We start from the raw sequence: 22,001 nt of genomic DNA, 5'->3' as shown, positions 1-22,001 counted from the left end.
TGAACCGCATCATGACACGCCCGGCGGCACCGCCCGGGGTACGACGTCGGGCGGTGTCCGCCGGGTCGGTCGCCCGGCGGAGCGGTTTCGGTTAGCGTCGGGTGCATGCCTATCCGTACCGCTTCCGCAAGCTGGCAGGGCAATCTCACCGACGGTTCCGGCACCGTCCGCACCGGCAAGGGCGGACTGGAGGGGAACTACTCCTTCAAGTCGCGCTTCGAAGAGGGCGAGGGGACCAACCCCGAGGAGCTGATCGGCGCCGCGCACGCCGGCTGCTTCTCCATGGCGCTCTCCAAGCAGCTCGGCGACGCCGGCGCGACCGGCACCTCGGTGGAGACCACCGCCAAGGTCCACTTCGACAAGACCGACGCGGGCATGACCGTGACCCGGATCGACCTGGAGACCGTCGGCCAGGTGCCGGGCATGGACGAGGCCCAGTTCACCAAGCTGGCCGAGGCCGCCAAGGACAACTGCCCGATCTCGCGGCTGCTCGCCCCGGGCGCGCAGATCAGCCTCACCGCCCGCCTGGTCTCCTGACCCAGACCCGTGGAGAGGGTGCCGGACCGGCACCCGTTCCCTCGGCCCCGCCCCGTTCGTGACGGGGCGGGGCGCCCGGCGTCGGGGACAATGGACGGCGTGGCGGTAGAGATGAGCCGGGAGCGCTTCGAGGAACTGGTCGGGGAGGCCCTCGACGAGGTGCCCGAAGAGCTGCTCGGGCTGATGAGCAACGTGGTGATCCTGGTCGAGGACGACCCGCCGCCCGGCGAGGACCTGCTCGGCCTCTACGAGGGGCACGCGCTCACCGAGCGGGGCTGGGACTACGCCGGCGTGCTGCCGGACCGGATCCTCATCTACCGTCGCCCGATCCTGCGCATCTGCGACACGGAGGACGACGTGGTCGACGAGGTGGCGGTGACCGTGGTCCACGAGATCGCCCACCACTTCGGCATCGACGACGACCGGCTGCACGCGCTGGGCTGGGGCTGATCGACCCCGCTCGGCGACCCCGCTCGGCCGATGCCGCCGGTTGCGCCGGTCACCTACCCTCCGGTGAGACACACCCGAATCAGGAGGAAACCGATGCGCAGCGCGCTGTTCTCCGCGGAGAACCTCGAGAAGGAGTCCGCCCAGCCCGGCATGCGGCTGCAGAACTCCAAGATGCTGAAGATCGAGCTCAACGGCGAGGCCATGGCCCGGGTCGGCTCGATGGTCGCCTACCAGGGGCAGGTGCAGTTCCAGGCGCTCGGCTCCGGTGGCCTCGGCAAGTTCATCAAGCAGCGCCTGACCGGTGAGGGTGTGCCGCTGATGAAGCTCAGCGGCCAGGGCGACGTCTTCCTCGCCGAGCTGGCCAAGGACGTGCACATCATCGACCTGGAGCCGGGCGACGCCCTCTCCATCAACGGCTCCAGCGTGCTGGCCTTCGACTCCAGCCTCTCGTACGACATCAAGATGGTCGGCGGTGCCGGCATGGCCTCGTCGTCGGGGCTGTTCAACTGTGTCTTCACCGGCCACGGCCGGATCGCCATCACCACCAACGGCACCCCGGTGGTGCTCAACGTCGACGCCCCGACCTACGTCGACCCGCAGGCCGCCGTCTGCTGGTCGGCCAACCTCCAGACGGGCTACCACCGCGCCGAGCAGCTCGGCCTGGGCACGCTGCTCGGCCGCAGCACCGGCGAGGCGTTCACGATGAGCTTCGCCGGCCAGGGCTTCGTGGTGGTGCAGCCCTCCGAGGAGCCGCCGGTCATGGGCAGCGGCACCCAGCAGCAGCAACAGGGCGGCCTGCTCGGCGGCCTGCTGAGCTGACCGGGTCGGCGGGGCGCCCGTCCCGGGCGCTCCGCCGGGTCGGCTCAGGGTCAGCTCAGCTCGCCGGCCCGCAGCCGGGCCAGCCAGGCCGCCGCGTCGGCGTAGTCGGCGTCGGAGAGCCCGGCGGGCGCCGGGACCGGCCGCTCGGCCGCCCCGTCGGTCCAGCGGTGCCGGGGGTACGACCCGAGGAACCGCACGTCGGCGCAGACCCGGCGCAGCCCCTGCAACGCCTCGCCCATCCGTACGTCCGCGACGTGCCCGGTGCAGTCGAGGAAGAAGACGTACCGGCCCAGCGCCTCGCCGGTCGGGCGGGACTCGATCCGGGTCAGGTTGACCCCGCGTACGGCCAGCTCCATCAGCACCGACAGCAGGGCGCCCACCCGGTCGTGGGCGATGTACACGGCCAGCGAGGTAACGTCGTCCCCGGTCGGGGGCGGCGGCGGGCCGGGGCGGGACACCAGCGCGAAGCGGGTCACCGCGTCGGGATGATCGGCGATCTTGTCGGCGAGCACGGCCAGCCGGTGCCGGGTGGCCCCGATCGGGGCGCAGATGGCCGCGTCGTAGTCACCGGCGGCCGCGCCGGCCGCCGCCGCGCCGTTGGAGAGCACGTCGACCACCGTCGCGTCGGGCAGGTGGTTCCGCAGCCAGTTGCGGCACTGGGTGGAGGCCTGCGGGTGGGCCGCCACGCTGCGCACCGCGCCGAGCGTCGTGCCGGGGCGGGCGCCGAGCACGAACTCGACCGGCAGGATCACCTCCCGGGTGATCACCACCGGGTCCCCCTCGGCCAGCTCGTCCAGGGTCACCCCGACCGCGCCGCCGATCGAGTTCTCCAGCGGCACCAGGGCGGCGTCGGCCTCCCCCGCCCGTACGCTCTCCAGCGCCTCGCCGACGCTGCGCGCCGGCGTACGGCTGCCGTGCTCGGCGGCGGGCACGGTGCGCAGCGCCTGCTCGGCGAAGGTGCCCTCGGGTCCGAGGTAGACGAAGCGGGTCGGTGGGGTACCGGGCATGTCGACCAGCCTACGCACCGGGCAGCGCCCCCGTGCCGGCGTCGCAGGCCAACGTCCGGATGCCGGGCGGCGCGATGGTGCGTACCTCGATCGAGCAGACGTCGGTGCCGGCGGTGACCAGCCGCAGGGCGGCGGACTCGGTGCGGGTGACCACCTGGAGTTCCTCGTGCCCGGTGACGGCGAGGACGGTGTACTGCCAGTCGGCCGCGCACAGCGGCCCCTGGGTGGCCCGCACCGACACGCCCCGGGGGAGCACCCGGCCGCGCAGCAGCCCCACCACCCGGTCGGCGGTGGGGCGGCCGGCGCACGCGACGGCGACCAGCCCGGGCGTGGGACTGGGCGTCGGGGGAAGCGTCGGCGCGATGCCCAGCGGCGGGGTCACCGGCGGGGTGGCGGTCGGCGCCGCCGGGGTGACGAGCGCCGGCCGGGAGGTGACGGGCGGTGCGGGCGGGCGTCGTTCCGGCGGGGCGGCGCAGGCGGCCAGCGGCAGGACGGCGACCAGGGCGCCGGTGACGACCAGCCGGCGGGGCGGGGTGCGGTGCGGTGCGTCAGGCGGCACGGACCGGTCCTCAGGGGGAGCGAGCCTCGACGGCATCGGATCGTGGCGGCCGGGAGGGGGTGGCCGAGCCCATCGTAGGAGGATCCGGCGGCGCGGTGAAGGTCAGCGCAGCACCCTGTGCCCGGCCCGTTCCAGCGCGGCGGTCGCCACCCGCAGGCGTACCGCGGGGACCAGCACGTGGTCGGTGTCGTAGGTGGAGAAGGCGACCACGCTGACCCGGGCCTCGGCGAGCGGGTCGACCAGGGAGGCGAGGGTGCCGGTGACCGCGAGGTCGAGCGGTCCGACCACGCGCAGGCACCGCCAGTCGGTCTCCACGTCCGCCTCGGCGGGCGCCCGCCCGGCGGGGCAGATGACCGAGATCCCGTCCGCCGTCCAGCTCACCGTGACCACGTCCGCGACGCCCGGCTCGGCCCACAGGGCGGGGGGCAGGTGGGTGCCGGCGGCCAGCCGGCACACGGCGTACTCCCCCGGGAGCAGGGCGACATCGAGCATGAGGGCACCTTACGGCGTCGGCGAGTGCCAGCCCCAGCATCGCGGCGTGCGGCGCATGCCACATCTCACCCGCAGGTCAGACCTCGGAGAAGAAGGTGAGCGAGCCGGCGACCGAGCCGGCGGCGAGCACCGGGGTGGAGATGGCGTCGACCGTGGCGTCGGGGGCGTCCTCGCCGGCGGCCTGGATCCGCAGCAGGCCCCGGGCGAGCCGGCCGGAGTGCAGTGCGAGCAACGGTGGGATCTTGTCGGTGTCCTGCTCGGTCAGCTCGCCCCGGGCCGCCGTGAAGTCGAGCAGCCGCAGCCGACCCTCCAGCAGCGGCAGGCCCACCACGTCCTCGGGGGCGCCGAGGCAGAGCAGGCGGCACCCGGACGACGAGATGGCCACGACCCGGGTGTCCGAGTCGATCAGCAGGCAGGGCTCGTCGGCGTGGGAGACCGTGGCGGACCATTGCCCGACATTGTCGGACTCCTGCTCGGTCGGTGTCCGCGACTCCGGCGCGAACACTTCGGAGAGCGAGAGTTCGACGTGGGCCACCGAGCCTCCTATGTACACCGACGGTCTGTCCACGCTAGCCGGTCGTCGCGACGGTCGCTGTACCGCGCTGCTGCCACCGGCCGCCGGTGACGATCGGATACCCGGAACGACCGGGCGGCCGGCGACGGCGCGGACCATAGGTGACCTCGGTGAACAGTGGGCCGCGTGGCGTCGTCGGTGACGTTACCGGCGGGCGGCCGGCTTGTCAGCGGCCGTTCGGCCCTCGTCGTACCACCGGTAGTCGGCGGCGGGACGGTACGTGCCGTTGAGCCACGTCTGCGGCTGCTGCGCGACCCGGGACAGCTTTTCGGCGGTGGCCGGGCTGATCCGGTTGCCCCCGGCCACGAGGAGCCGGTCCAGCTCCCGGTGGGTCGCCATGAGGCAGTCCTTCGGCAGGCCGTACACGCTGATGACGCCGGAGCCGACGAAGGTCAGCACCGGCGTCACCGGGATCGGCAGGCCGACGGCATCGGAGAGCGCCTTGCTCGCCCGCTTGGCGTCGCGCCGGGCCTCGGCCACGTACGGCGGCCGCTTGCCGTTGATCTGGACCACGTCGCCGGCGACCAGCACCCGGGCGCGTCCGTGGTCGGCGATGCTCACCGCGAAGAGCCCGCTCGGGCCGATGGCGAGGAAGCCGGCCCGGTCGTCCTGGCCGCGGTCGAGCAGCACGTCCGCGACGTCGGTGCGCGGCCACTCGATGACGTGCCAGGCGGGGCCCAGGTGGTCGAGCTGGCCGAGCGCGCGGGCCCCGGCGGCCTCCAGCCGGCGCGCGCCCCGCTCCGCCCTACGGCGGCGGGCCCACTCCAGCGGGGTCGGGCGGGCCGGCTCCAGCGCCGACGGCGCTTCGGCCCGGGGGTGCGGCACCGTCACGGGCGGCAGTGCCCGGGTGGGTACGGCTCGACGAGCGGGAAAGACAGTCATCGCGACCTCCGGCAAAAGGTCCCTCGAAGTTATGTCCTCACTACCCTACGTCGCCATCCGGGGGGTACGGCAAGTTGGAGCGCCGGAATGAGTGTGGATGAATGCCATATTCATCCACACTTCTTTCCATGAACACTCTTCGCGCCTGCCCTACGCTGCGAGGGTGACCCACTACGTGGACAGCGAGGTCGGTCGGCTCGGCACGGTGCTGCTGCACCGCCCGGGGCCCGAGCTGGCCCGGCTCACCCCCCGCAACAACGACTCGTTGCTCTTCGACGCTATCCCATGGGTGGGACGTGCGCAGGAGGAGCACGACGCCTTCGCGGCGGCGCTGCGCGAACGCGGCGTGGAGGTGCTCTACCTCGCCACCCTGCTCGCCGAGACCCTGGCCGTCCCCGACGCGCGCGCCGAACTGACCGAGCAGGTGCTCCGCTCGCCACGACTGGGCGACACCCTGCGCCGCCGGGTCACCGAACACCTCGCCTACCTCGATCCGGCGGCGCTCGCGGACGTGCTCATCGCCGGGCTCGCCCACGAGGAGGTGCGGGTCAGCCCGGAACGCCCCGGCGGGCTGGTGTGGACGCTGATGGACCGGCACGACTTCGTCATCGACCCGCTGCCCAACCTGCTCTTCACCCGCGACTCGTCACTGTGGATCGGCGACCGGGTCGGGGTCACCAGCCTCGCCATGCCGGCCCGCCGGCGGGAGACCACGCTGACCGACGCGATCTACCGCCACCATCCGCGCTTCGTCGGCACCGAGTTCGTCTACCACCCCGAGCTGGAGCACCTGGAGGGCGGCGACGTGCTGCTGCTCGCCCCCGGTGTGCTGGCGGTCGGGGTGGGCGAGCGGACCACCCCGGCGGGCGCGGAACGGCTGGCCCGGCAGGTCTTCGCCGCCGGGCTGGCGCACACCATCCTGGTGGTGCCGATCGCCCAGGAGCGCGCCACCATGCACCTCGACACGGTCTGCACCATGGTCGACGTCGACGCCGTGCTGATGTACCCGAACATCGCCAGCAGCCTCTCGGCGTACACGGTGATCGCCGGGCCGGACGGCGAGCCGCGGGTGGACGGGCCCGCGCCGTTCCTGCGCGCCGCCGCCGACGCGATGGACCTCGACCAGCTGAGAGTGATCGACACCGGGCTGGACCCGGTCACCGCCGAACGTGAGCAGTGGGACGACGGCAACAACACCCTCGCCCTGGCGCCCCGGCTCTGCGTCGGCTACGAGCGCAACACCGAGACCAACGCCCAGCTCGAACGGGCCGGCATCGAGGTCATCCCGATCGCCGGTTCCGAACTGGGCTCCGGCCGGGGTGGCCCCCGCTGCATGTCCTGCCCGGTGGTCCGCCAACCACTCCGCCCCGCCTGACCACGAGGCGAGGCGGGGCGGGGGGCGGCGGGGCAAGCCGCGCTCAGCGCAGGGTGAGTTGGCGGCCGAGCAGGCCCTGGCGGGCGCGCCGTCCGGCGGCGTCCAGCGGCTCCTTCTCCTCCAGCATCTCGGCGTACCGCTCGGCGAAGCCGGTCACCGGGGCCTCCCAGTCGGCGGCCGGGACGTCCTCGGGCAGGTCCCAGACCGGTACCAGCCGACCGTGCGCGCGGAACATGCCGGCGAACCGGGTGCCCTCGCCCAGGGTCAGGGTGCCGGCGGCGGAGAGCCGGGACAGCGCGTCCAGGGCGGTGTCCTCGTCCTCCGGCAGCACCCAGCGCACGTGGGCCTTCTCCGGCACCTGACACCAGTAGGCGGCCCGGGCGGCGGCGAGCCGTACGGTCGGGTAGATCGCGGCGTTCGCCCGCTCCAGGGAGGCCTGCACCGTCGGGTCGTCGGCCGCGCCCGGGTCGAGCCAGAACTCGAAGCCGTCGTGCATGGTGATCTCCAGCGGGCCGTCCACCAGCACGTCCTGCAGGCGCGGGCCGGCGCCCGGCAGCGGCGGCACGGCCACCTGGCCGCCCGGCTCGGTGCGCAGCGCGCAGAGCAGCGCCTCGGCCAGGTCGCGGGAGACGTCACCGGACTGCTGGTGGCGCTGCAACCCGATGAAGACCCGCCCGTCCGGCTTGGTCATCGCCGGGGCGGCCATCGGCAGCACGGTGGCGAGGGTGACCGGGCGGTCGCCGTACTCCTCGACCAGCTCCGGGGTGAGCCGCAGCGGCGCGGAGGCGGCCGGCACCAGCTCGCGCAGGGCGATCCACTCCGGTTCGTCCGTCAGCCCCTCGAAGGGACGCGGGACGAAGATGTCGCGGACCTTCTCCCGACGGGGAGTCGCTTCGACGGCGCGCTGGTTCTTTCGACGCTTGCTCACGGCGAGACAGCCTAGAGGCCGGACCGGGACGGCGTGGGGAGGACCCGCCCCCGGGGGCCGGTCACCCGGCGACGACCAGGTCGGATCGGGGCGAGCCGGCCGGGTCGAACTCCGCCCAGACGCTCTGGCCCAGGCCGTCCCGCTCGACGCCCCAGCGGCTGGCCAGGCCGGAGACGATGTGCAGGCCCCGGCCGTCGACCGCGTCCGGGCTGGCCGCCCGCAGCCGCGGACCGGCGGGCGCGCCGCCGTCGGTCACCCGGACCGACAGGACGGGGCCGCCCGGTGTGGGCCGCAACCGCCAGGCCACCCGGACCACTCCGCCGGGCAGCGGGTCGGCGTGCCGGACCGCGTTGCCCACCAGCTCGGCCAGGACCGCCACCAGGTCGGCCAGCAGGACCGGGGGTACGACCTCGGCGAGTTCGTCGGCGAGCCGGTGCCGGGCCAGCCGCGCTCCGGTGGCGTGGTGGGGAACCACCACGCACCACGAACGCTCGACCGCGTACGCCGACACCCTCGCTCCTTCTCGGCCGTCCCCCCGGTGCCCCGGCGGGTCATCCCCGCGGCAGCCGCACCTCTGCGACCGTACCGCCGCCGTTCCTCGGCCGAAGGGATACCCATCCATTCTGCTGTTCAACGATCCGGCGGACGAGATAGAGACCGAGCCCCGCCCCGGGATAGCCCCGGCGGTCCCCGGACTCGCCCTGCCAGAACCGGTCGAAGGCCCGCTCCACGTGCTCGGGCCGGATGCCGATGCCCCAATCGCTGACCCGGAACAGGACGGTCTGCCCGTCGGTGCCGGCGGTGACCTCGATCGGCGTCTCCGGCGGCGAGTACTTGCCGGCGTTGGTGCTCAGCTCGGTCAGCACGGTGGCCATGCTGTGCCGGTCGCCGAGCGCCTTGGGCAGGTGGGCCGGCAGGTCGAGGACGAGTCGGTGGCGCAGGTCGGCGGGGAGGTCCGGCACCGCGGCGCGCAGCGCGTCGCCCAGGTCGAACGGGACGGCCGGCTCGCCGGCGGACCGCCCGTCGATGGCCGAGGAGAGCAGCCGGTCGATCAGTCGGGCCAGCTCGTTGGCGCGCTGCCCGATGACCCGGGCGGCCTGCCGACGGTCATTGTCGGTCAGCGACTCCCAGTGGTCGGTGAGGGTGTCCGCGTACCCCTTGATCACGGTGACCGGGGTGCGCAGCTCGTGGCTGGTCACCGCGACGAAGAGGTCCCGCTCGGAGTCGCGGCGCTGCTGGTCGGTGATGTCGCGGAAGGTGACCACCCGCTGGGTGCCGGGCCCGGCCAGCTCCCCCGAGGTGATCCGCAGCCAGCGCCCGTCGGGCATCTGGTGGTCGAGCACCTGGCCGGACGGGGGGAGCGGGAAGGGCAGCGGCCGGTTCAGCGCCTCGGCGGAGGAGCGGCCGGTCACCTGGGCGGCGGCCGGGTTCCAGAGCCGCACGTGCCCCTCCCGGTCCACCACGGCCAGGCCGTCGGCGAGCGCCGCGACCACCGGGCCGTCGCCGTGCACCGGCAGGCCGCTCTGGTCGCCATACATGTGCGCGATGCAGGCGGCGACGTAGCCCAGCACGGCCTGCCCCTCGGGGTCGGCGGAGTCCTCGCCGTCGGCGTAGAGGGCGTGCAGGCTGCCCACGGTGAGCCCGCCGATCTCGGCGCGGGCCATGATCATGCGGCGCAGCCCCCGGTCGGTCAGCTCGCCGGCGAGGTGACCGGGGAAATGGTCCACCCGGATCTGTCGGACGCGGGGACCGGAGAGCAGGCAGACGGTCACCGGGTCGGACGCCGGCAGCGGGCGGCCGATCATCCATTCGGCGTTGCCGCTGGCCGCGATGACCCGGCCGCCGGTCGGAGCGAACTCGACGAAGGCCACGCTGACCGCACCCACCGCCGAGCGGGCGACCCGGAGCAGTTGGGTGAGGACCGGCAGCCCGGCGTCGCCGGCGTTGATCATTTCGATCACCGCGCTGTGGCCGGTGACGAGGGCGGCAAGATCGGTACGCTCCGGCATGTCCCGAGTGTGCCCCCTCGGCCGGAATTCGGGCAGCCCCGTCCGGTGGGCCTCACCGGCCCAGCCGGGCCAGTGTCCGCGCCGGCCGGTCGGTGATCACCCCGTCCACTCCGGCGTCCAGCACCAGCTCCAGGTCGTCCGGCTCGTTGACCGTCCAGACGTACACCTGGTGGCCGGCGGCGCGCAGGGCGGGCACCAGCTGCGGGCGGGCCCGGACCAGGCCGATGCCGGGCCCGGCGATCCGCGCGCCGAACGGCAGTCGGCCGAGCCGCAGCCAGCGCGGCAGCACCTCCAGCAGCAGCACCGTCGGCAGCGCCGGGGCCAGTTCCCGGACCCGGCGTACGGCCAGCGGGGAGAAGGACATGACGGTGACCCGGACCCGGTCGTCCGGGCGGGGCTCGGCGAGCCCGTACCGGCGCAGCAGCGTGACCAGCCGGCGCTCGACGTCCCCGCCGTACCGGGACGGGTGCTTCGTCTCCACCAGCAGCCGGACCGGCCGGTCGGCGGCCAGTACGGCCTCCAGCAGCCGCTCCAGCGTGAGCAGCCGGGTGTGCGACTCGTCCAGCACCTCGTCGCCCTCGGCCGGCACGCAGCCCGGATGCCAGGAGCCGAAGTCGAGCAGCTCCAGCTCGGCGAGGGTGCGGGCGCTGACCAGCCCGCGCCCGTTGCTGGTCCGGTCCAGCCGGCGGTCGTGTACGCAGACCAGGTGCCCGTCCCGGGTGAGCCGGACGTCGCACTCCAGCCCGTCGGCGCCCTCGTCCAGGGCCCGCAGGTACGCCGCGAGGGTGTGCTCGGGCAGGTCGGCCGACGCGCCGCGGTGCGCGAAGACCAGGGGATCGCCCATGGCGTCGGCGCTCAGATGACCCGGCCGGGCTGCCCGTCACCGCCGACCACGGGCCGGCCGACGGCCTCCCACTGCCGCATCCCGCCGTCGGCGTTGCGCACCTGCTCCCATCCGTTGTTGAGCAGGTAGCCGACGACCTGGGCGGAGCGTCCGCCGGAGCGGCAGATCACCGCGACGTCCCGGTCGGTGGGGACCTCGGCCAGTCGGGCCGGCAGCTCCATCATCGGCAAATGGTGGGCGCCGGGGGCGTGGCCCGCCGCCCACTCGTCGTCCTCACGGACGTCCAGCAGGTAGGTCTCGTCGTCGATCTCGGTCACGGGAACGCTGGGTACCTGGGGTCCGAACACGCGTCAAAGCCTAGATCCTCGTCGGCGGACCCGGCACCGGGCGGGGGCGGTACGTCCGGTCACAACCGGGTGACCCAGCGCGCGTTGGCCTGTGCCCAGCCCGGCACCCGTTCGCCGCGTACGGCGTCGAAGAGGCCGCTGCCGCCGTTGTCGAGCACGACGTAGGAGACCCCGTCGATGGTCTGCGGGTACGACGGCACCTGCACCCCGCTCAGCCGCTCCGCCGGCAGCGACCGGAGGGCCATCAGCAGGTCCTCGACGGGTACGCCGTTGGTGTCCAGGGTCAGCGATCCGCCGACCGCACGCAGCACCCGGTCCAGCTTGACCGGGTCGCCGCGCAGGTCGGTCTCGCCGGCCCGCTCAAGCACCGCCCGCAGCATCTGCTGCTGGTGCCGCTGCCGGTCGTAGTCGCCGCCGGGCAGGTCGTAGCGCTGCCGTACGTAGTCCAGCGCCCGGGCGCCGTCCATCTGCTCGCAGCCGGGGGTGAAGAGGGTCCCGGTGTGGATCGACCGGACCTCGGCGTCGACGCACATGCGGATCCCGCCGAGCAGGTCGATGACCCGCTTGAAGCCGGTGAAATCGACCAGCGCGGCCCCGTCGAAGCGGATGCCGGTGAGCCGGGTGAGGGTGGAGGAGAGCAGCCGGGCGCCGCCCTGGCCGCCGCCGCCGTGCTCGTACGCGGCGTTGATCTTGTCCTGGCCGCCGCCGTAGCCGTTGCCGCCGGGTGGGATGGCCACCAGCAGGTCGCGCGGGACGGAGATCAGGTATCCCTGCCGCAGGCCGGGCGGGACGTGCACGAGGAGGATGGTGTCGGAGCGCTGGTCCGGCCCGTCGGTGGCACCCCGCCGGTCGGTGCCGACGAGCAGGTAGTTCAGCCCTTCGGAGAGGTCGGTTCGGGCCTGCCGGGCGTCCGGGGCGAGCAGTTGCTCCCGGGTGATGGTGCGCTCGTACCGCGCGGTGAGTGCCTTGATGCCGACCACGGCCACGACGGCCACCAGCACCAGGGCGAGTCCGAACCGGAACAGGACCCCCGGCCAGCGGCCGGGTGGCGGTGTGTCCAGCCCTCGGTCGGACCCCGCTGACCTGGCCGTGACGCCCTCCCCGTGGCCGTTACGTGAGACCTGCTCACTTCAGGCTACGGGCGGTCACCGCGCTCGGGGGCCGGTTTCGCCGTGGCTGCCGGCCGGTCGCCGGGGTCAGCTACGGGTGGAGAGCACCTGCGGGTTGGCGTACACGAATTCGCCCAGCTTGTCGTTCTTGACCGCCTGGAACATCTCCAGAGTCTGCGGGCTGAGCGCCTCGCTGCCGTTGCCGTTGCCGTTGTAGGTGCCGCCGTTGGTGCGGAGCATGGTCAGCTCGCTGGCGCTGATGCCGCGCAGGGTGAAGATGAAGTTGGCGACCGGCGCGTCGCCGACGTCGAGGATGAAGGCCTTGCCGGCCGCCCGGATCAGCTGGTTGATCTTGACCGGGTTGGTCAGCATGCCCTTCTCGGTGGCCTTGCGGGCCATCGCCTTGATGAGCTGCTGCTGGTTCTGCTGCCGGTCGTAGTCGCTGTTCGGCAGGCCGTAGCGCTGCCGGGAGTAGTCCAGCGCCTCGAGGCCGGACATCTGGCGGCAGCCCTTCTTGTAGACCACCGGGGTCATCGGCCGGCCGGTCTTCTTGGCGTCCGCCTTCCACATCTGCTTGCCGTCGACCATCACCGTGTGGATCGACTTCACCTCGTGCTTGACGCAGATCCGGACGCTGCCCAGGGTGTCGATGACGTTCTTGAATCCGCCGAAGTTGATGATCGCGGCACCGTCGAAGCTGATCCCGGTCATGTTCTTGATGGTCTGGGCCATCAGCTGAGCTCCGCCCTCCCAGCCGCCGCCGTTGCGGGCACCGGCCTGGAACGCCGCGTTGATCTTGTCGGTGCCGCCGGCGTAGCCGCTCTTCTTGAAGGCGGGAATCTTCGCCTCGGTGTCTCGCGGGATCGAGATCATGTACGCCTGGTCGTGGCTGGCCGGGATGTGCAGCACGATGATGCTGTCCGCCCGGACGTCATCGGCGGCCCACCGCTCGCGGGCGTCGACGCCCAGCAGCAGCATGTCGATCGGGCCGTCCAGGTCGGCGCCGCCCTCGGCGTCGGTCTTGCCGGCCCCGCCCAGCAGGTTCTTCTGCGCGATGTTGCCGGTGGCCTGGCTGATCAGCGCCTTGCTGCCGACGATGGCGACGCCGCTGGTCATCATCAGCACGGCGCCGAAGATCACCGTGAGGCGGGCCCAGAGCGGGTCCTTGCGCTTGGTGCGCTTCCTGGCGCCGCCGGTGCGCTGACCGCCCCGACCGCGCTGGGACGGGATCGTCGACGACCGCGCGTACGGGTCGGAATCCAGCGAGGGGCGGGGGCTGGTCTGAACCGGCATGCATGCTCCAGTTCGCGTTGTCGGGGGGCGGACCCACTGTACGTACCGCTTCCCGTCAAGGCGAGATCGTCAGGCGCTCAATTCTCAGATATCCCGACAGTTGCGACGGCATTTCAACCGAACGGATGAGTCAATGCGTCTGGTCGGTGGTTGGCGACCGATGATTGAACCAGACGTGAATGCACCTCTGATGACGTCCGTCGAAACGTGCCGGCCACCGCGGTCGCCGCCACCGGCTCGGCCACCGGCCTCCGGGGCGGCCGGGAGGCCCGGCCGCCCCGGGAGGAACCGGGTCAGTTGCCCTTGGTGTCCGGATCGTTGGCCGCCACCCAGGCCGCCATCGTGTCCGCCGACATGGCCTTGTACATGGCCAGCGCCTTCGTCCGGTCGGAGACCACCACCGACTCACCGTTGATCGTGTCACTGCCCGTGTTCGGACTGGTGAGGAAGGTCAGGTTCTCGCCGCGCAGGCTGCGGAACTGCACGCCCATGTCCACCAGCGAGAAGCCGTTGTCCACGGTCACCGCGTCGGTGACCGACTGGAGGAACGCGTTCAGCTTCTTCGGATTGGCCAGCGTGCCCGTGCTGGCCGCCTTGTCCATCAGCGCCCGCAGGAACTCCTGCTGGTGGCGCATCCGGGCGAAGTCGCCGTCCGGGAACTGCTTGCGCTGCCGGATCCAGTCCAGCGCCGTGGCGCCGTCCATGTGCATGGTGCCCTTGGTGAACTTCCGGTACGGCTTGTGGATCGAGGTGATGCTCCGCTCCACCTTGAGGTCCACCCCGCCGAGCGCGTCGGTGACCTCCTTGAAGCCGCCGAAGTCGATCGCCATCACGTGGTCGATCCGGACGTCGGTGAAGCACTCCACGGTGCGGACCGCCAGCGGGAGGCCGCCGAACGCGAACGCCGCGTTGATCTTCGCGCGCCGTCCGGAGTCGCAGTCCGCACCGGCGCTTTCCGGGATCGGCACGTACAGGTCACGCGGGACGGAGACCAGGTAGGCGGACTTGTGGTCGGCGGGGATGTGCATGACGATGATCGTGTCGGCCCGCCACTGGCTCTGCTTGTCGACCGGCGCGTCCGGGTCCCGCGAGTCCGAGCCGACCAGCAGGATGTTCAGCGCCCCGTTCACCGCCTTGGCCGGCCGCCCGCCGGTGATCTCCGAGAACGGGTCGGTGCGGGCCAGGCCCTCGTCCAGGTTGTCGGTGTAGACCCACGCGCCCAGGCCGCCGAGCAGCGCCAGCACCAGCACCGCCGCCCCGGCCACCAGGCCGATCCGCCCCCAGCGCGGGCGGGGGCCACGCCGGCCGGGACCGCCCGGGCCACCCGGCCCCGGCGGTGTGCCGGGTCCGCCCGGGCCGCCGGGCGCGCCGGAGCGGGGCCGCTCCTCGTCGTACGACGGGTACCACTGCGCGTCGGACGGCCGGGCGCGCCCGGCGGCCCGGTCGGGACCGGGGACCGCGGCGCGTCCGGCGCTTCGGTGCAGGTACGGAAGCGGGACGCCGGCTGACGATGTGGCGGACATGCGATTCAGCGTACGTAGGCCGGTCGAGCGTTGCCCGAAGGCGTACGCCGCGTGGCGTCCCGGGCGCCGGGCGGGAAGCTACCCTAGCCGCGCCCGGAAGTGGTCGATCGTGCGTCGCAGTCCGTCTTCGGGCGCCACGGTCGGCTCGTATCCCAGCAGCTCCCGGGCGAGGGTGAGATCCGGTCGCCGCATCTCCGGGTCGTCCGCGCTACGAGTGATGTAGGTCACCTCGGAGCCGCTTCCGCAGAGTGACACGATCGTCTCGGCGAGTTGCCGCATGCTCATCTCGTGCTCGGTGCCGCAGTTGATCGGCCCGGTCTCGGTGGAGTCGAGCAGCAGCAGGATGCCGCGCACCAGGTCGTCCACGTAGCAGATCGAGCGGGTCTGGTTGCCGGTGCCGTGCACGGTGATCGGCTCGCCGCGCAGCGCCTGAGAGATGAAGGTGGGGATGGCCCGGCCGTCGTCGGGGCGCATCCGCGGGCCGTACGTGTTGAAGATCCGCACGATCGCCGCGTCCAGACCCTTGCTCCGGTGGTACGCCATGGTGGCCGCCTCGGAGAAGCGCTTCGCCTCGTCGTAGACGGCGCGTACCCCGATCGGGTTGACGTTGCCCCAGTACGTCTCGCGCTGCGGGTGCTCCTTCGGGTCCCCGTACGCCTCCGAGGTGGAGGCCATCAGGAACCGGGCGCCGTCGGCGAGCGCACGGTCCAGCAGGTGCAGGGTGCCCACCGAGCCGACCCGGAGGATCTCCACCGGCAGCTTCTCGAAGTCCGTCGGGCTGGCCGGGGAGGCCATGTGCAGGATGGCGTCGAACCGCTCCGCCAGCGCCGGGTGGGCCGGCAGCCCGTCGGAGATGTCGGCCTCGACCAGGGTGAAGGACGGGTTCTCCAGCAGGTGGGCGACGTTCTCCTTCGACCCGGTGACGAAGTTGTCCAGCGCGACCACCGTGCAGCCACGGGCGATCAGGGCGTCGACCAGGTGCGACGGTACGAAGCCGGCGCCGCCGGTGACGAGGATGCGGTGACCGGGTCCGAAGCGCGCAGCAACCTTCATGCGCGTCAGCCTACCGACCGCCCCGCCCGCGCACCCTCAGCCGCACCCCAGGCACGACGGAGGGGCCCCCGTCCCGCAGGGCCCCCTCCAGTGCGCCGGGCGTCGGCGCGTCGTGACTCAGTGGGCGCCGGCGCCGGTGAGGGCGCGGACCTCCAGCTCGGCGTACTTCTCGTCGTTCCGCTCCTTGGAGATGACCGTGCCGATCCAGCCGCACAGGAAGCCGAACGGGATCGACAGGATGCCCGGGTTGGACAGCGGGAACCACTGCCAGTCCTGGTCCGGGAACATCGACGTCGGCGCCCCGGAGACCACCGGCGAGAAGAAGACCAGGAACACGGCGGCCAGCAGTCCGCCGTAGATGGCCCAGACCGCTCCCGAGGTGTTGAACCGCTTCCAGAAGAGGCTGTAGAGGATGGCCGGCAGGTTGCCCGACGCGGCCACCGCGAAGGCCAGCGCCACCAGGAAGGCCACGTTCAGGCTCTGCGCGAAGATCGAGAGCACGATCGAGACCGCGCCGATGACCAGGGCGGAGACGCGGGCGACGGTCACCTCCTGCCGTTCCGAGGCCTGGCCCTTCTTCAGCACGTTGGCGTAGAAGTCGTGCGCCAGGCTGGAGGAGGAGGCCAGGGTCAGCCCGGCGACCACGGCCAGGATGGTGGCGAAGGCGACAGCCGCGATGATCGCCAGCATTGTCGCCCCACCGAGGTTGCCGCCGAGGAAGTCGATGCCGAGCGCCTCGGCCAGCTGTGGCGCGGCGGTGTTGCCCGCCTTGTCCTGGGCGGTGATCGCCTTGCCGCCCACCAGCGCCGCGGCGCCGAAGCCGAGCGCCAGGGTGAGCAGGTAGAAGGTGCCGATGATGCCGATCGCCCAGAGCACGCTCTTGCGGGCCGCCTTGGCGGTCGGGACCGTGTAGAAGCGGATCAGGATGTGCGGCAGGCCGGCCGTGCCGAGCACCAGCGCGATGCCGAGCGAGAGCAGGTCGATCTTGTTGTAGAACGTCTGGGTCGAGTTGCCGGCCACCTCGACGCCGTAGCGCAGCCCGGGTTCGAGGAAGGCGCTGCCCTTGCCCGAGGAGGCGGCGGCGTCACCGAGCAGCGAGGACAGGTTGAACTTGTACTTCGCCAGCACCAGCAGCGTCATCACCAGCGCGCCGCCCATCAGCAGGAACGCCTTGACGATCTGCACGTAGGTGGTGCCCTTCATGCCACCCACCGTGACGTAGATGATCATCAGGGCGCCGACCATGATGATGGTGGCGACCTTGGCGGTGTCCGCGTCCATGCCGAGGAAGGTCGTTCCCGGCTTGATGCCGAGCAGCAGCGCGACCAGCGCGCCCGCGCCCACCATCTGGGCCAGCAGGTAGAAGATCGACACCGTGATGGTGGAGACGGCCGCCGCGGTACGCACCGGGCGCTGCCGCATCCGGAAGGCCAGCACGTCGGCCATCGTGTACCGGCCGGAGTTGCGCAGCAGTTCGGCCACCAGCAACAGGGCCACCAGCCAGGCGACCAGGAAGCCGATCGAGTAGAGGAAGCCGTCGTAGCCGTAGAGGGCGATGATGCCGGCGATGCCGAGGAACGAGGCGGCCGACATGTAGTCGCCGCCGATCGCCATGCCGTTCTGGAAGCCGGAGAAGGACCGGCCGCCGGCGTAGAAGTCGGTGGCGGTCTTGGTCTGCCGGCTGGCCCAGATGGTGATGGCCAGGGTCACCGCCACGAAGACCAGGAAGAGCGTGATGGTGAGGTTGCGGGCGGTGGTGCTGCCCGCCTCAGCCGCGAGGACCGTGTTCATGGGTCACCTCCCCGATCTCGGCGCGGATCCGGTCGGCGACCGGGTCGATCTTCCGGTCGGCGTACCGGGAGTAGAGCCAGGCGATCAGGAAGGTGGAGACGAACTGGAGCAGGCCGAAGACGAGGGCGACGTTGATGTTGCTGCCGAAGAGCTTCGTGCCCATGAAGTCCCGCGCGTACGCGGAAAGGATGACGTAGAGCGCGTACCACAGGAAGAACGCGACGGTCATCGGGAAGACGAAGCCGCGCAACGCGCGACGCAACCCGGCGAACTCGTCCGACCGTTGTACGGCGAGGTACCGCTCCGCCGCCGACTCGGCGGGCGCGGACGCGGGTGTGTCCGTGGACATCTGTGGATCACCACCTTCACAGGCGTGGGGAGTTTCGCGCACCGTAGAGAGCGCGCTCCCGTCCACGGAAGGCCGAGATCGGACCCGGTCGGCGGCTGCGCCGAACGGTCTGCCGGCTGCGCTGAGTGACGTACGTCACTTCGACGAGCGGTAGCCCGGATGGTCGACGGGCGGGCGGTCAGGTCAGCCCGTGGTACCGGCCCCGGTAGTGCAGCAGCGGCATGGTCTCCTCGGTCAGGTCGACCGCCTCGATGGTGGCCTCGACCAGCAGGCCCCAGCCGTACTCCCGGGCGGCGTCGAGCCGGCAACCGGCCCACCCGCCGGCGTCGGCGGGGACCGGGCCGTAGGGGGTGTCGAGCCACTCGCCGGTGGCGAAGAGCCCGCCCGGGGAGGGAAAGAGCCCGGCGAACCGGTCGGCGAGCTGCCGGTGCGGCGGCCCCAGCGGCGCCACCGCGAACCGTCCGGCCTCCTCCACCGCAGCCCACAGGTCCGACTCCGGGTCGATCAGTCCGAGCAGCCGGTCGGGCTCGCCCTCGGCGACCAGGGTGGACGAGACGGTCAGCCCCGCCGGACCCGGCGCCGTCCAGAGGGTCACCGGCGCCGCCAACCGACCCCGCAACCGGCGTACAGGCGAGCGTTCCCCGACGGGCACGGCGAACGGATCGGTGTGGTGGATCTCGGCACCCGGCTCATGATTCACGTGAAACATTGTGCCGCCCCGGGCCCACGCCCAGTCGAGGAAGCGCTCGCGCAGTTCGGCCGGTGCCGCCTGCGTGTCGAGCGCCGGGCGCGTTCCGGCGTGTCGGGCTGCCGGAGGCGCTTGTCGCAACGAGCGATATGACTCAGAGGCATATTTATGACTCAGAGGCATCACGCTCACGGTCATGTCCGCCTTCCCGGCGCGACCCGCCAGAGCAAAGCGTCAAGCCGCCATCTCGCCGGCACGGCACCGTCGCCCGAACGGCCTATCGTGCCGGGCATGGCCTTCGTGACGCCGCCGCAGCTCGCCCAGTCCCGTTCCATCGGTGCCGACTCGATTTTGCGGGGCGAGGGCGGCTCAGGTCGTACCCCCGTCGGGCGGGTCGTCGGCGGCGAGTGAGCGGCGGGCGGCGGCCAGCACCTCCGGGTCGGCGCAGCCGGCGACGTAGCCGGCGATGCGGCGCCGGATGTCCCGGGTGAGCAGCCAGACGCCGACCCGGTCGGCGACCGGCCGCAGGAACGCCGGCCGACAGCGGAAGCTGTACCGCCAGGTGGCGACGGTGTGGCCGGGCTCCGGGGCGGGCGCGAACCGCCAGCCGCCGGCGAACATCTCGAAGAACCACGGCCCGCGCACCATCTTCATGCCGACGTTCGTCGGCGGCGCGAACGAGACGTACTCGCTGACCATGACCAAGCCGTGCCGGGACCGGGTGAAGGTCCGCACCCCCTTGCCGGGGCGGGTCGCCCCGTCGGTGAAGTGCTGCTCCCGGACGAACGGGTCCCACCGGTAGCGCACCGGCGCGGTGGTCTGCGAGACCGCGAAGGCCAGCTCGGGCGGGACCGGTACGGTCGCCACCGCCTCGACGACCGGCATCAGCGGCGCGGGGTGACGGTGGCGAGCAGTTCCGGCATCCGCCGGTCCAGCACGTCCCCGGCCAGGTACGAGCCGAGCAGCGCCGCCCCCAGCCCGTACGCCGCGCCGAGTGGGAGGGCCAGCCAGAGCCAGGCGTCCCCGAGCAGCGCTGCGGCCACCACCATCGGTATCGCGGCGGCCGCCGAGGCGACCATGGACAGCAGGGTGAGGAAGCTCTTCGCCACCCCCGCCCCGGTGTTCATCGCGAACGGGTTGCTCGTCTCCGGCAGCGAGTACGCCCCGAGCACCGACACGAACCCGTTGATCGCCAGCCCGGCCCCGTACGCGGCGAGCAGCGCGCCGGCGGCCACGCCGATCCAGCCCGGCTCGCCCAGCACCAGGGCGATCACCACCGACACCACGCCCAGCATCGGCACCACGTACACCGAGAAGGCCGTCATCCGGGCGCGCAGCTCCAGCCGCCCCGGCACCCCGGCCACCACGTTCGCCGCGTACGCGCTGCCGTCGAAGCCGAACTGGTTGGCCAGCGTCACCGAGGCGAGCACCCCGACGAAGAGCATCGACAGGCTGAGCAGGACCGGCGACGAGTTGCCGGCGGTGAGGTCCGGACCCTCCTCGGCGGCGAACTGCGGACCGCCGAGGTTCACCATCACCGGCACGAAGACCCCCACCACCGCGACGGTGATCAGGTTGGCCCGGCGCCGGGCGTCCCGCCACCAGTAGCGGGCCTCCCGGGCGACCAGCGCGCCGAACCGGTCCCGGCGGGTCCAGGCCAGCACCCGCGGGAAGAGCTGCGCGACGGGCCCGCCCGCCGGCCCGCGCCGGCTCTTCGCGGGGGCGGCACTGGCCGCGCCGACCATCGCCGACTCCAGCGACCGCGACCACCAGAGCAGCAGCAGACCGATGGTCACCGCCGTGATCAGCAACTTCACCGGTACGGCCCAGGCCCGTCCCTCGGCCACGTCCAGGCCGACCGTCCAGGGCGCGCCGAAGGGCGTCCAGCCCACCACCTCGGCCACCCCGGTGAGCCGGTCCCAGTCGGCCTCCCGCACCGCCGCCAGCACCGCGATCTGCAACGGACCGAGCAGGGCGGCGACCACCGCGAGCAGCACGGCGGCCAGGTCGCGTACCCGGCGGGACCGCAGCATGGTGGCGAACGCGCTGGTCACCGCGCGGCTGGCCGCGACGCAGAGCAGCAGCCCCGCGACCACCCCGACGGCCGCGACCAGCCCGGCCGCCCACCCGCCCAGCGCGGCGGCGGTGACCACCAGCCCGGAGACGGCGAGCAGCACCGCGAGCACCGGGACGCTGACCAGCGCCGCCGCGAACAGCCCGGCGACCAGGGTGCGGCGGGACAGCGGCAGCAGCGCGAACCGGGCCGGGTCGAGGGTCTCGTCCACCCCGAAGAAGACCAGCGGCAGCAGCAGCCAGCCGAGCACCAGTAGGCCGCCGCCGAACGCGGCGGTGAGCAGCGCGTACCGCGGCTCGCCGGCGAAGCCCGGCGCGGCCAGCGCCAGGAAGCTGCCGGCGGCGAACCAGAGGCCGACCAGGACACCGGCCACGAACATCGCGATCCGCCAGCCCTGGCCCCGGAAGTTGTTGCCCATCACCCGCAGCTTGAGCCGGACGAAGTGCCGGGCGGAGACCCGCCGGACCGGCTCCGCCGGGACGGTCACCGGGACAGCCACGACAGCTCCTCGCCGGTCGCGGTGCGGCCTCCGACCACCTCGACGAAGACCTCCTCCAGGAACCGCTCCCCGCGCACCTCGTCCAGCGTGCCGACCCGCTTGATGGTGCCCTCGGCGAGGATCGCCACGTGCGAGCAGAGCCGCTCGACGACCTCCATCACGTGGCTGGAGAAGACCACCGTGCCGCCCCCGACGACGTACCGCTGGAGGATGTCGCGGATCAGCGCCGCGGAGACCGGGTCGACCGCCTCGAACGGCTCGTCCAGCACCAGCAGCCGGGGGCCGTGCAGCAGCGCGCAGGCCAGACCGATCTTCTTCTTCATGCCGGCCGAGTAGTCGACCACCAGGGTCCGGCCCGCGTCGGTGAGCGCCAGCACGTCCAGCAGCTCCGCGGCACGCTGGTCGACCACCGCCGGGTCCATCCCGCGCAACAGACCGTGGTACGCCAGCAGCTCCGCCCCGCTGAGCCGGTCGAAGAGCCGTACCCCGTCCGGCATCACTCCGAGCAGCCGCTTCGCGCCGACCGGGTCGGCCCACACGTCGTGCCCGAGTACCCAGGCCCGGCCGTGGTCGGGCCGCAGCAGCCCGACCGCCATCGACAGGGTGGTGGTCTTGCCGGCGCCGTTCGGGCCGAGCAACCCGTAGAAGGAGCCGGCCGGTACGGCCAGGTCGACGCCGGCCACCGCCACCTTGCCGTCGAACTGCTTCGCCAGGCCGCGCAGCGCCAGCGCGGGGTGCCCACCAGTCATGGATCCGACCGTATCCGGGCCGGACCAGCCCCTCCTCCGGCCGCAGGATG

Annotated in this window: 24 protein-coding genes; 4 read left to right on the top strand and 20 right to left on the bottom strand. The window is 72.6% G+C overall.

Going from position 1 to position 22,001, the window contains the following annotated elements; genetic code table 11:
* Positions 1-105 precede the first annotated feature (105 nt).
* From V6U88_RS15650 to V6U88_RS15640, 3 genes are all read left to right on the top strand, one after another.
* Positions 106-537: an OsmC family protein gene (locus tag V6U88_RS15650; protein ID WP_334453660.1), complete on the top strand. Its 432-nt coding sequence runs from the start codon at positions 106-108 to the stop codon at positions 535-537.
* Between the two features lie 90 nt (positions 538-627).
* The gene (locus V6U88_RS15645; RefSeq protein WP_334453658.1) at positions 628-987 is read left to right on the top strand and encodes a metallopeptidase family protein; all 360 of its coding nucleotides are present in this window, start codon (positions 628-630) and stop codon (positions 985-987) included.
* A 93-nt stretch (positions 988-1,080) separates the two neighbouring features.
* Positions 1,081-1,806, top strand: a complete 726-nt coding sequence (locus V6U88_RS15640) for an AIM24 family protein (protein WP_334453656.1) — start codon at positions 1,081-1,083, stop codon at positions 1,804-1,806.
* Positions 1,807-1,856: 50 nt separating this feature from the next.
* Here V6U88_RS15640 and pheA read toward each other — a convergent pair whose 3' ends face one another.
* From pheA to V6U88_RS15615, 5 genes are all read right to left on the bottom strand, one after another.
* Positions 1,857-2,813 carry a prephenate dehydratase gene (gene pheA / locus V6U88_RS15635; protein ID WP_334453655.1) on the bottom strand — a complete coding sequence of 319 codons (957 nt, stop codon included), beginning with the start codon at positions 2,811-2,813 and terminating at the stop codon, positions 1,857-1,859.
* Positions 2,814-2,823: 10 nt separating this feature from the next.
* The gene (locus V6U88_RS15630; RefSeq protein WP_334453653.1) at positions 2,824-3,372 is read right to left on the bottom strand and encodes a hypothetical protein; all 549 of its coding nucleotides are present in this window, start codon (positions 3,370-3,372) and stop codon (positions 2,824-2,826) included.
* Between the two features lie 102 nt (positions 3,373-3,474).
* Positions 3,475-3,864, bottom strand: coding sequence for an ACT domain-containing protein (locus tag V6U88_RS15625; protein ID WP_334453650.1), 390 nt, complete (start codon positions 3,862-3,864; stop codon positions 3,475-3,477).
* A gap of 76 nt (positions 3,865-3,940) precedes the next feature.
* The gene (locus V6U88_RS15620; RefSeq protein WP_334453647.1) at positions 3,941-4,399 is read right to left on the bottom strand and encodes a PAS domain-containing protein; all 459 of its coding nucleotides are present in this window, start codon (positions 4,397-4,399) and stop codon (positions 3,941-3,943) included.
* A 183-nt stretch (positions 4,400-4,582) separates the two neighbouring features.
* The gene (locus V6U88_RS15615) at positions 4,583-5,320 is read right to left on the bottom strand and encodes a hypothetical protein (RefSeq protein ID WP_334453644.1); all 738 of its coding nucleotides are present in this window, start codon (positions 5,318-5,320) and stop codon (positions 4,583-4,585) included.
* A gap of 163 nt (positions 5,321-5,483) precedes the next feature.
* Between V6U88_RS15615 and V6U88_RS15610 the strand changes: the two genes are divergently transcribed.
* Complete coding sequence (locus V6U88_RS15610; RefSeq protein WP_334453643.1) at positions 5,484-6,695, top strand: arginine deiminase; 1,212 nt, start codon at positions 5,484-5,486, stop codon at positions 6,693-6,695.
* Positions 6,696-6,738: 43 nt separating this feature from the next.
* Here the strand turns inward: V6U88_RS15610 and V6U88_RS15605 are convergent, their stop codons facing one another.
* The 15 genes from V6U88_RS15605 to V6U88_RS15535 all read right to left on the bottom strand — a co-directional run bounded on the left by V6U88_RS15605 (position 6,739) and on the right by V6U88_RS15535 (position 21,951).
* A complete protein-coding gene (locus tag V6U88_RS15605; protein ID WP_334453641.1) occupies positions 6,739-7,623 on the bottom strand; it encodes a DUF5926 family protein in 885 nt (294 codons plus the stop codon).
* A 61-nt stretch (positions 7,624-7,684) separates the two neighbouring features.
* A complete protein-coding gene (locus V6U88_RS15600) occupies positions 7,685-8,101 on the bottom strand; it encodes an ATP-binding protein (protein WP_334453976.1) in 417 nt (138 codons plus the stop codon).
* Between the two features lie 73 nt (positions 8,102-8,174).
* Positions 8,175-9,632, bottom strand: coding sequence for a PAS domain-containing sensor histidine kinase (locus tag V6U88_RS15595; protein WP_334453639.1), 1,458 nt, complete (start codon positions 9,630-9,632; stop codon positions 8,175-8,177).
* 52 nt (positions 9,633-9,684) lie between these two features.
* On the bottom strand, positions 9,685-10,476 hold the full coding sequence (locus V6U88_RS15590) for a glycerophosphodiester phosphodiesterase (RefSeq protein ID WP_334453637.1): 792 nt from the start codon (positions 10,474-10,476) through the stop codon (positions 9,685-9,687).
* Positions 10,477-10,487: 11 nt separating this feature from the next.
* The gene (locus V6U88_RS15585; RefSeq protein WP_334453636.1) at positions 10,488-10,823 is read right to left on the bottom strand and encodes a rhodanese-like domain-containing protein; all 336 of its coding nucleotides are present in this window, start codon (positions 10,821-10,823) and stop codon (positions 10,488-10,490) included.
* 59 nt (positions 10,824-10,882) lie between these two features.
* A complete protein-coding gene (locus V6U88_RS15580; protein WP_334453634.1) occupies positions 10,883-11,824 on the bottom strand; it encodes an LCP family protein in 942 nt (313 codons plus the stop codon).
* A gap of 195 nt (positions 11,825-12,019) precedes the next feature.
* The gene (locus V6U88_RS15575) at positions 12,020-13,225 is read right to left on the bottom strand and encodes an LCP family protein (protein WP_334453633.1); all 1,206 of its coding nucleotides are present in this window, start codon (positions 13,223-13,225) and stop codon (positions 12,020-12,022) included.
* Positions 13,226-13,518: 293 nt separating this feature from the next.
* Positions 13,519-14,748: an LCP family protein gene (locus tag V6U88_RS15570; RefSeq protein ID WP_334453632.1), complete on the bottom strand. Its 1,230-nt coding sequence runs from the start codon at positions 14,746-14,748 to the stop codon at positions 13,519-13,521.
* A gap of 78 nt (positions 14,749-14,826) precedes the next feature.
* Positions 14,827-15,801: a UDP-glucuronic acid decarboxylase family protein gene (locus V6U88_RS15565; RefSeq protein ID WP_334453631.1), complete on the bottom strand. Its 975-nt coding sequence runs from the start codon at positions 15,799-15,801 to the stop codon at positions 14,827-14,829.
* Between the two features lie 117 nt (positions 15,802-15,918).
* Complete coding sequence (locus V6U88_RS15560) at positions 15,919-17,592, bottom strand: solute symporter family protein (RefSeq protein ID WP_334453629.1); 1,674 nt, start codon at positions 17,590-17,592, stop codon at positions 15,919-15,921.
* Complete coding sequence (locus V6U88_RS15555; protein ID WP_334453627.1) at positions 17,570-17,941, bottom strand: DUF485 domain-containing protein; 372 nt, start codon at positions 17,939-17,941, stop codon at positions 17,570-17,572. The genes V6U88_RS15560 and V6U88_RS15555 overlap by 23 nt, the downstream gene beginning before the upstream one ends.
* Before the next feature lie 178 nt (positions 17,942-18,119).
* Complete coding sequence (locus V6U88_RS15550; RefSeq protein WP_334453975.1) at positions 18,120-18,695, bottom strand: flavin reductase family protein; 576 nt, start codon at positions 18,693-18,695, stop codon at positions 18,120-18,122.
* A gap of 303 nt (positions 18,696-18,998) precedes the next feature.
* The gene (locus V6U88_RS15545; RefSeq protein WP_334453625.1) at positions 18,999-19,514 is read right to left on the bottom strand and encodes an SRPBCC family protein; all 516 of its coding nucleotides are present in this window, start codon (positions 19,512-19,514) and stop codon (positions 18,999-19,001) included.
* A complete protein-coding gene (locus V6U88_RS15540) occupies positions 19,514-21,202 on the bottom strand; it encodes an ABC transporter permease (protein WP_334453623.1) in 1,689 nt (562 codons plus the stop codon). Before V6U88_RS15540 ends, V6U88_RS15545 begins: the two co-directional genes overlap by 1 nt.
* Entirely contained in the window at positions 21,187-21,951 is a 765-nt protein-coding gene (locus V6U88_RS15535; protein WP_334453622.1) for an ABC transporter ATP-binding protein, read from the bottom strand. Before V6U88_RS15535 ends, V6U88_RS15540 begins: the two co-directional genes overlap by 16 nt.
* Positions 21,952-22,001 lie beyond the last annotated feature (50 nt).

The sequence above is a fragment of the Micromonospora sp. CPCC 205739 genome, assembly GCF_036906795.1.
In the GTDB taxonomy this organism is placed as follows: domain Bacteria; phylum Actinomycetota; class Actinomycetes; order Mycobacteriales; family Micromonosporaceae; genus Micromonospora.
The sequence above is the reverse complement of the archived record's forward strand: the minus strand, read 5'-3'. Positions and strand labels throughout refer to the sequence as shown.

Coding starts and splice junctions, on each gene's coding strand:
- V6U88_RS15650 (WP_334453660.1), top strand. CDS start 106: ATGCCTATCCGTACCGCTTCCGCAAGCTGGCAGGGCAATCTCACCGAC.
- V6U88_RS15645 (WP_334453658.1), top strand. CDS start 628: ATGGACGGCGTGGCGGTAGAGATGAGCCGGGAGCGCTTCGAGGAACTG.
- V6U88_RS15640 (WP_334453656.1), top strand. CDS start 1,081: ATGCGCAGCGCGCTGTTCTCCGCGGAGAACCTCGAGAAGGAGTCCGCC.
- pheA (WP_334453655.1), bottom strand. CDS start 2,813: ATGCCCGGTACCCCACCGACCCGCTTCGTCTACCTCGGACCCGAGGGC.
- V6U88_RS15625 (WP_334453650.1), bottom strand. CDS start 3,864: ATGCTCGATGTCGCCCTGCTCCCGGGGGAGTACGCCGTGTGCCGGCTG.
- V6U88_RS15615 (WP_334453644.1), bottom strand. CDS start 5,320: ATGACTGTCTTTCCCGCTCGTCGAGCCGTACCCACCCGGGCACTGCCG.
- V6U88_RS15595 (WP_334453639.1), bottom strand. CDS start 9,632: ATGCCGGAGCGTACCGATCTTGCCGCCCTCGTCACCGGCCACAGCGCG.
- V6U88_RS15590 (WP_334453637.1), bottom strand. CDS start 10,476: ATGGGCGATCCCCTGGTCTTCGCGCACCGCGGCGCGTCGGCCGACCTG.
- V6U88_RS15575 (WP_334453633.1), bottom strand. CDS start 13,225: ATGCCGGTTCAGACCAGCCCCCGCCCCTCGCTGGATTCCGACCCGTAC.
- V6U88_RS15570 (WP_334453632.1), bottom strand. CDS start 14,748: ATGTCCGCCACATCGTCAGCCGGCGTCCCGCTTCCGTACCTGCACCGA.
- V6U88_RS15565 (WP_334453631.1), bottom strand. CDS start 15,801: ATGAAGGTTGCTGCGCGCTTCGGACCCGGTCACCGCATCCTCGTCACC.
- V6U88_RS15560 (WP_334453629.1), bottom strand. CDS start 17,592: ATGAACACGGTCCTCGCGGCTGAGGCGGGCAGCACCACCGCCCGCAAC.
- V6U88_RS15555 (WP_334453627.1), bottom strand. CDS start 17,941: ATGTCCACGGACACACCCGCGTCCGCGCCCGCCGAGTCGGCGGCGGAG.
- V6U88_RS15545 (WP_334453625.1), bottom strand. CDS start 19,514: ATGCCGGTCGTCGAGGCGGTGGCGACCGTACCGGTCCCGCCCGAGCTG.
- V6U88_RS15535 (WP_334453622.1), bottom strand. CDS start 21,951: ATGACTGGTGGGCACCCCGCGCTGGCGCTGCGCGGCCTGGCGAAGCAG.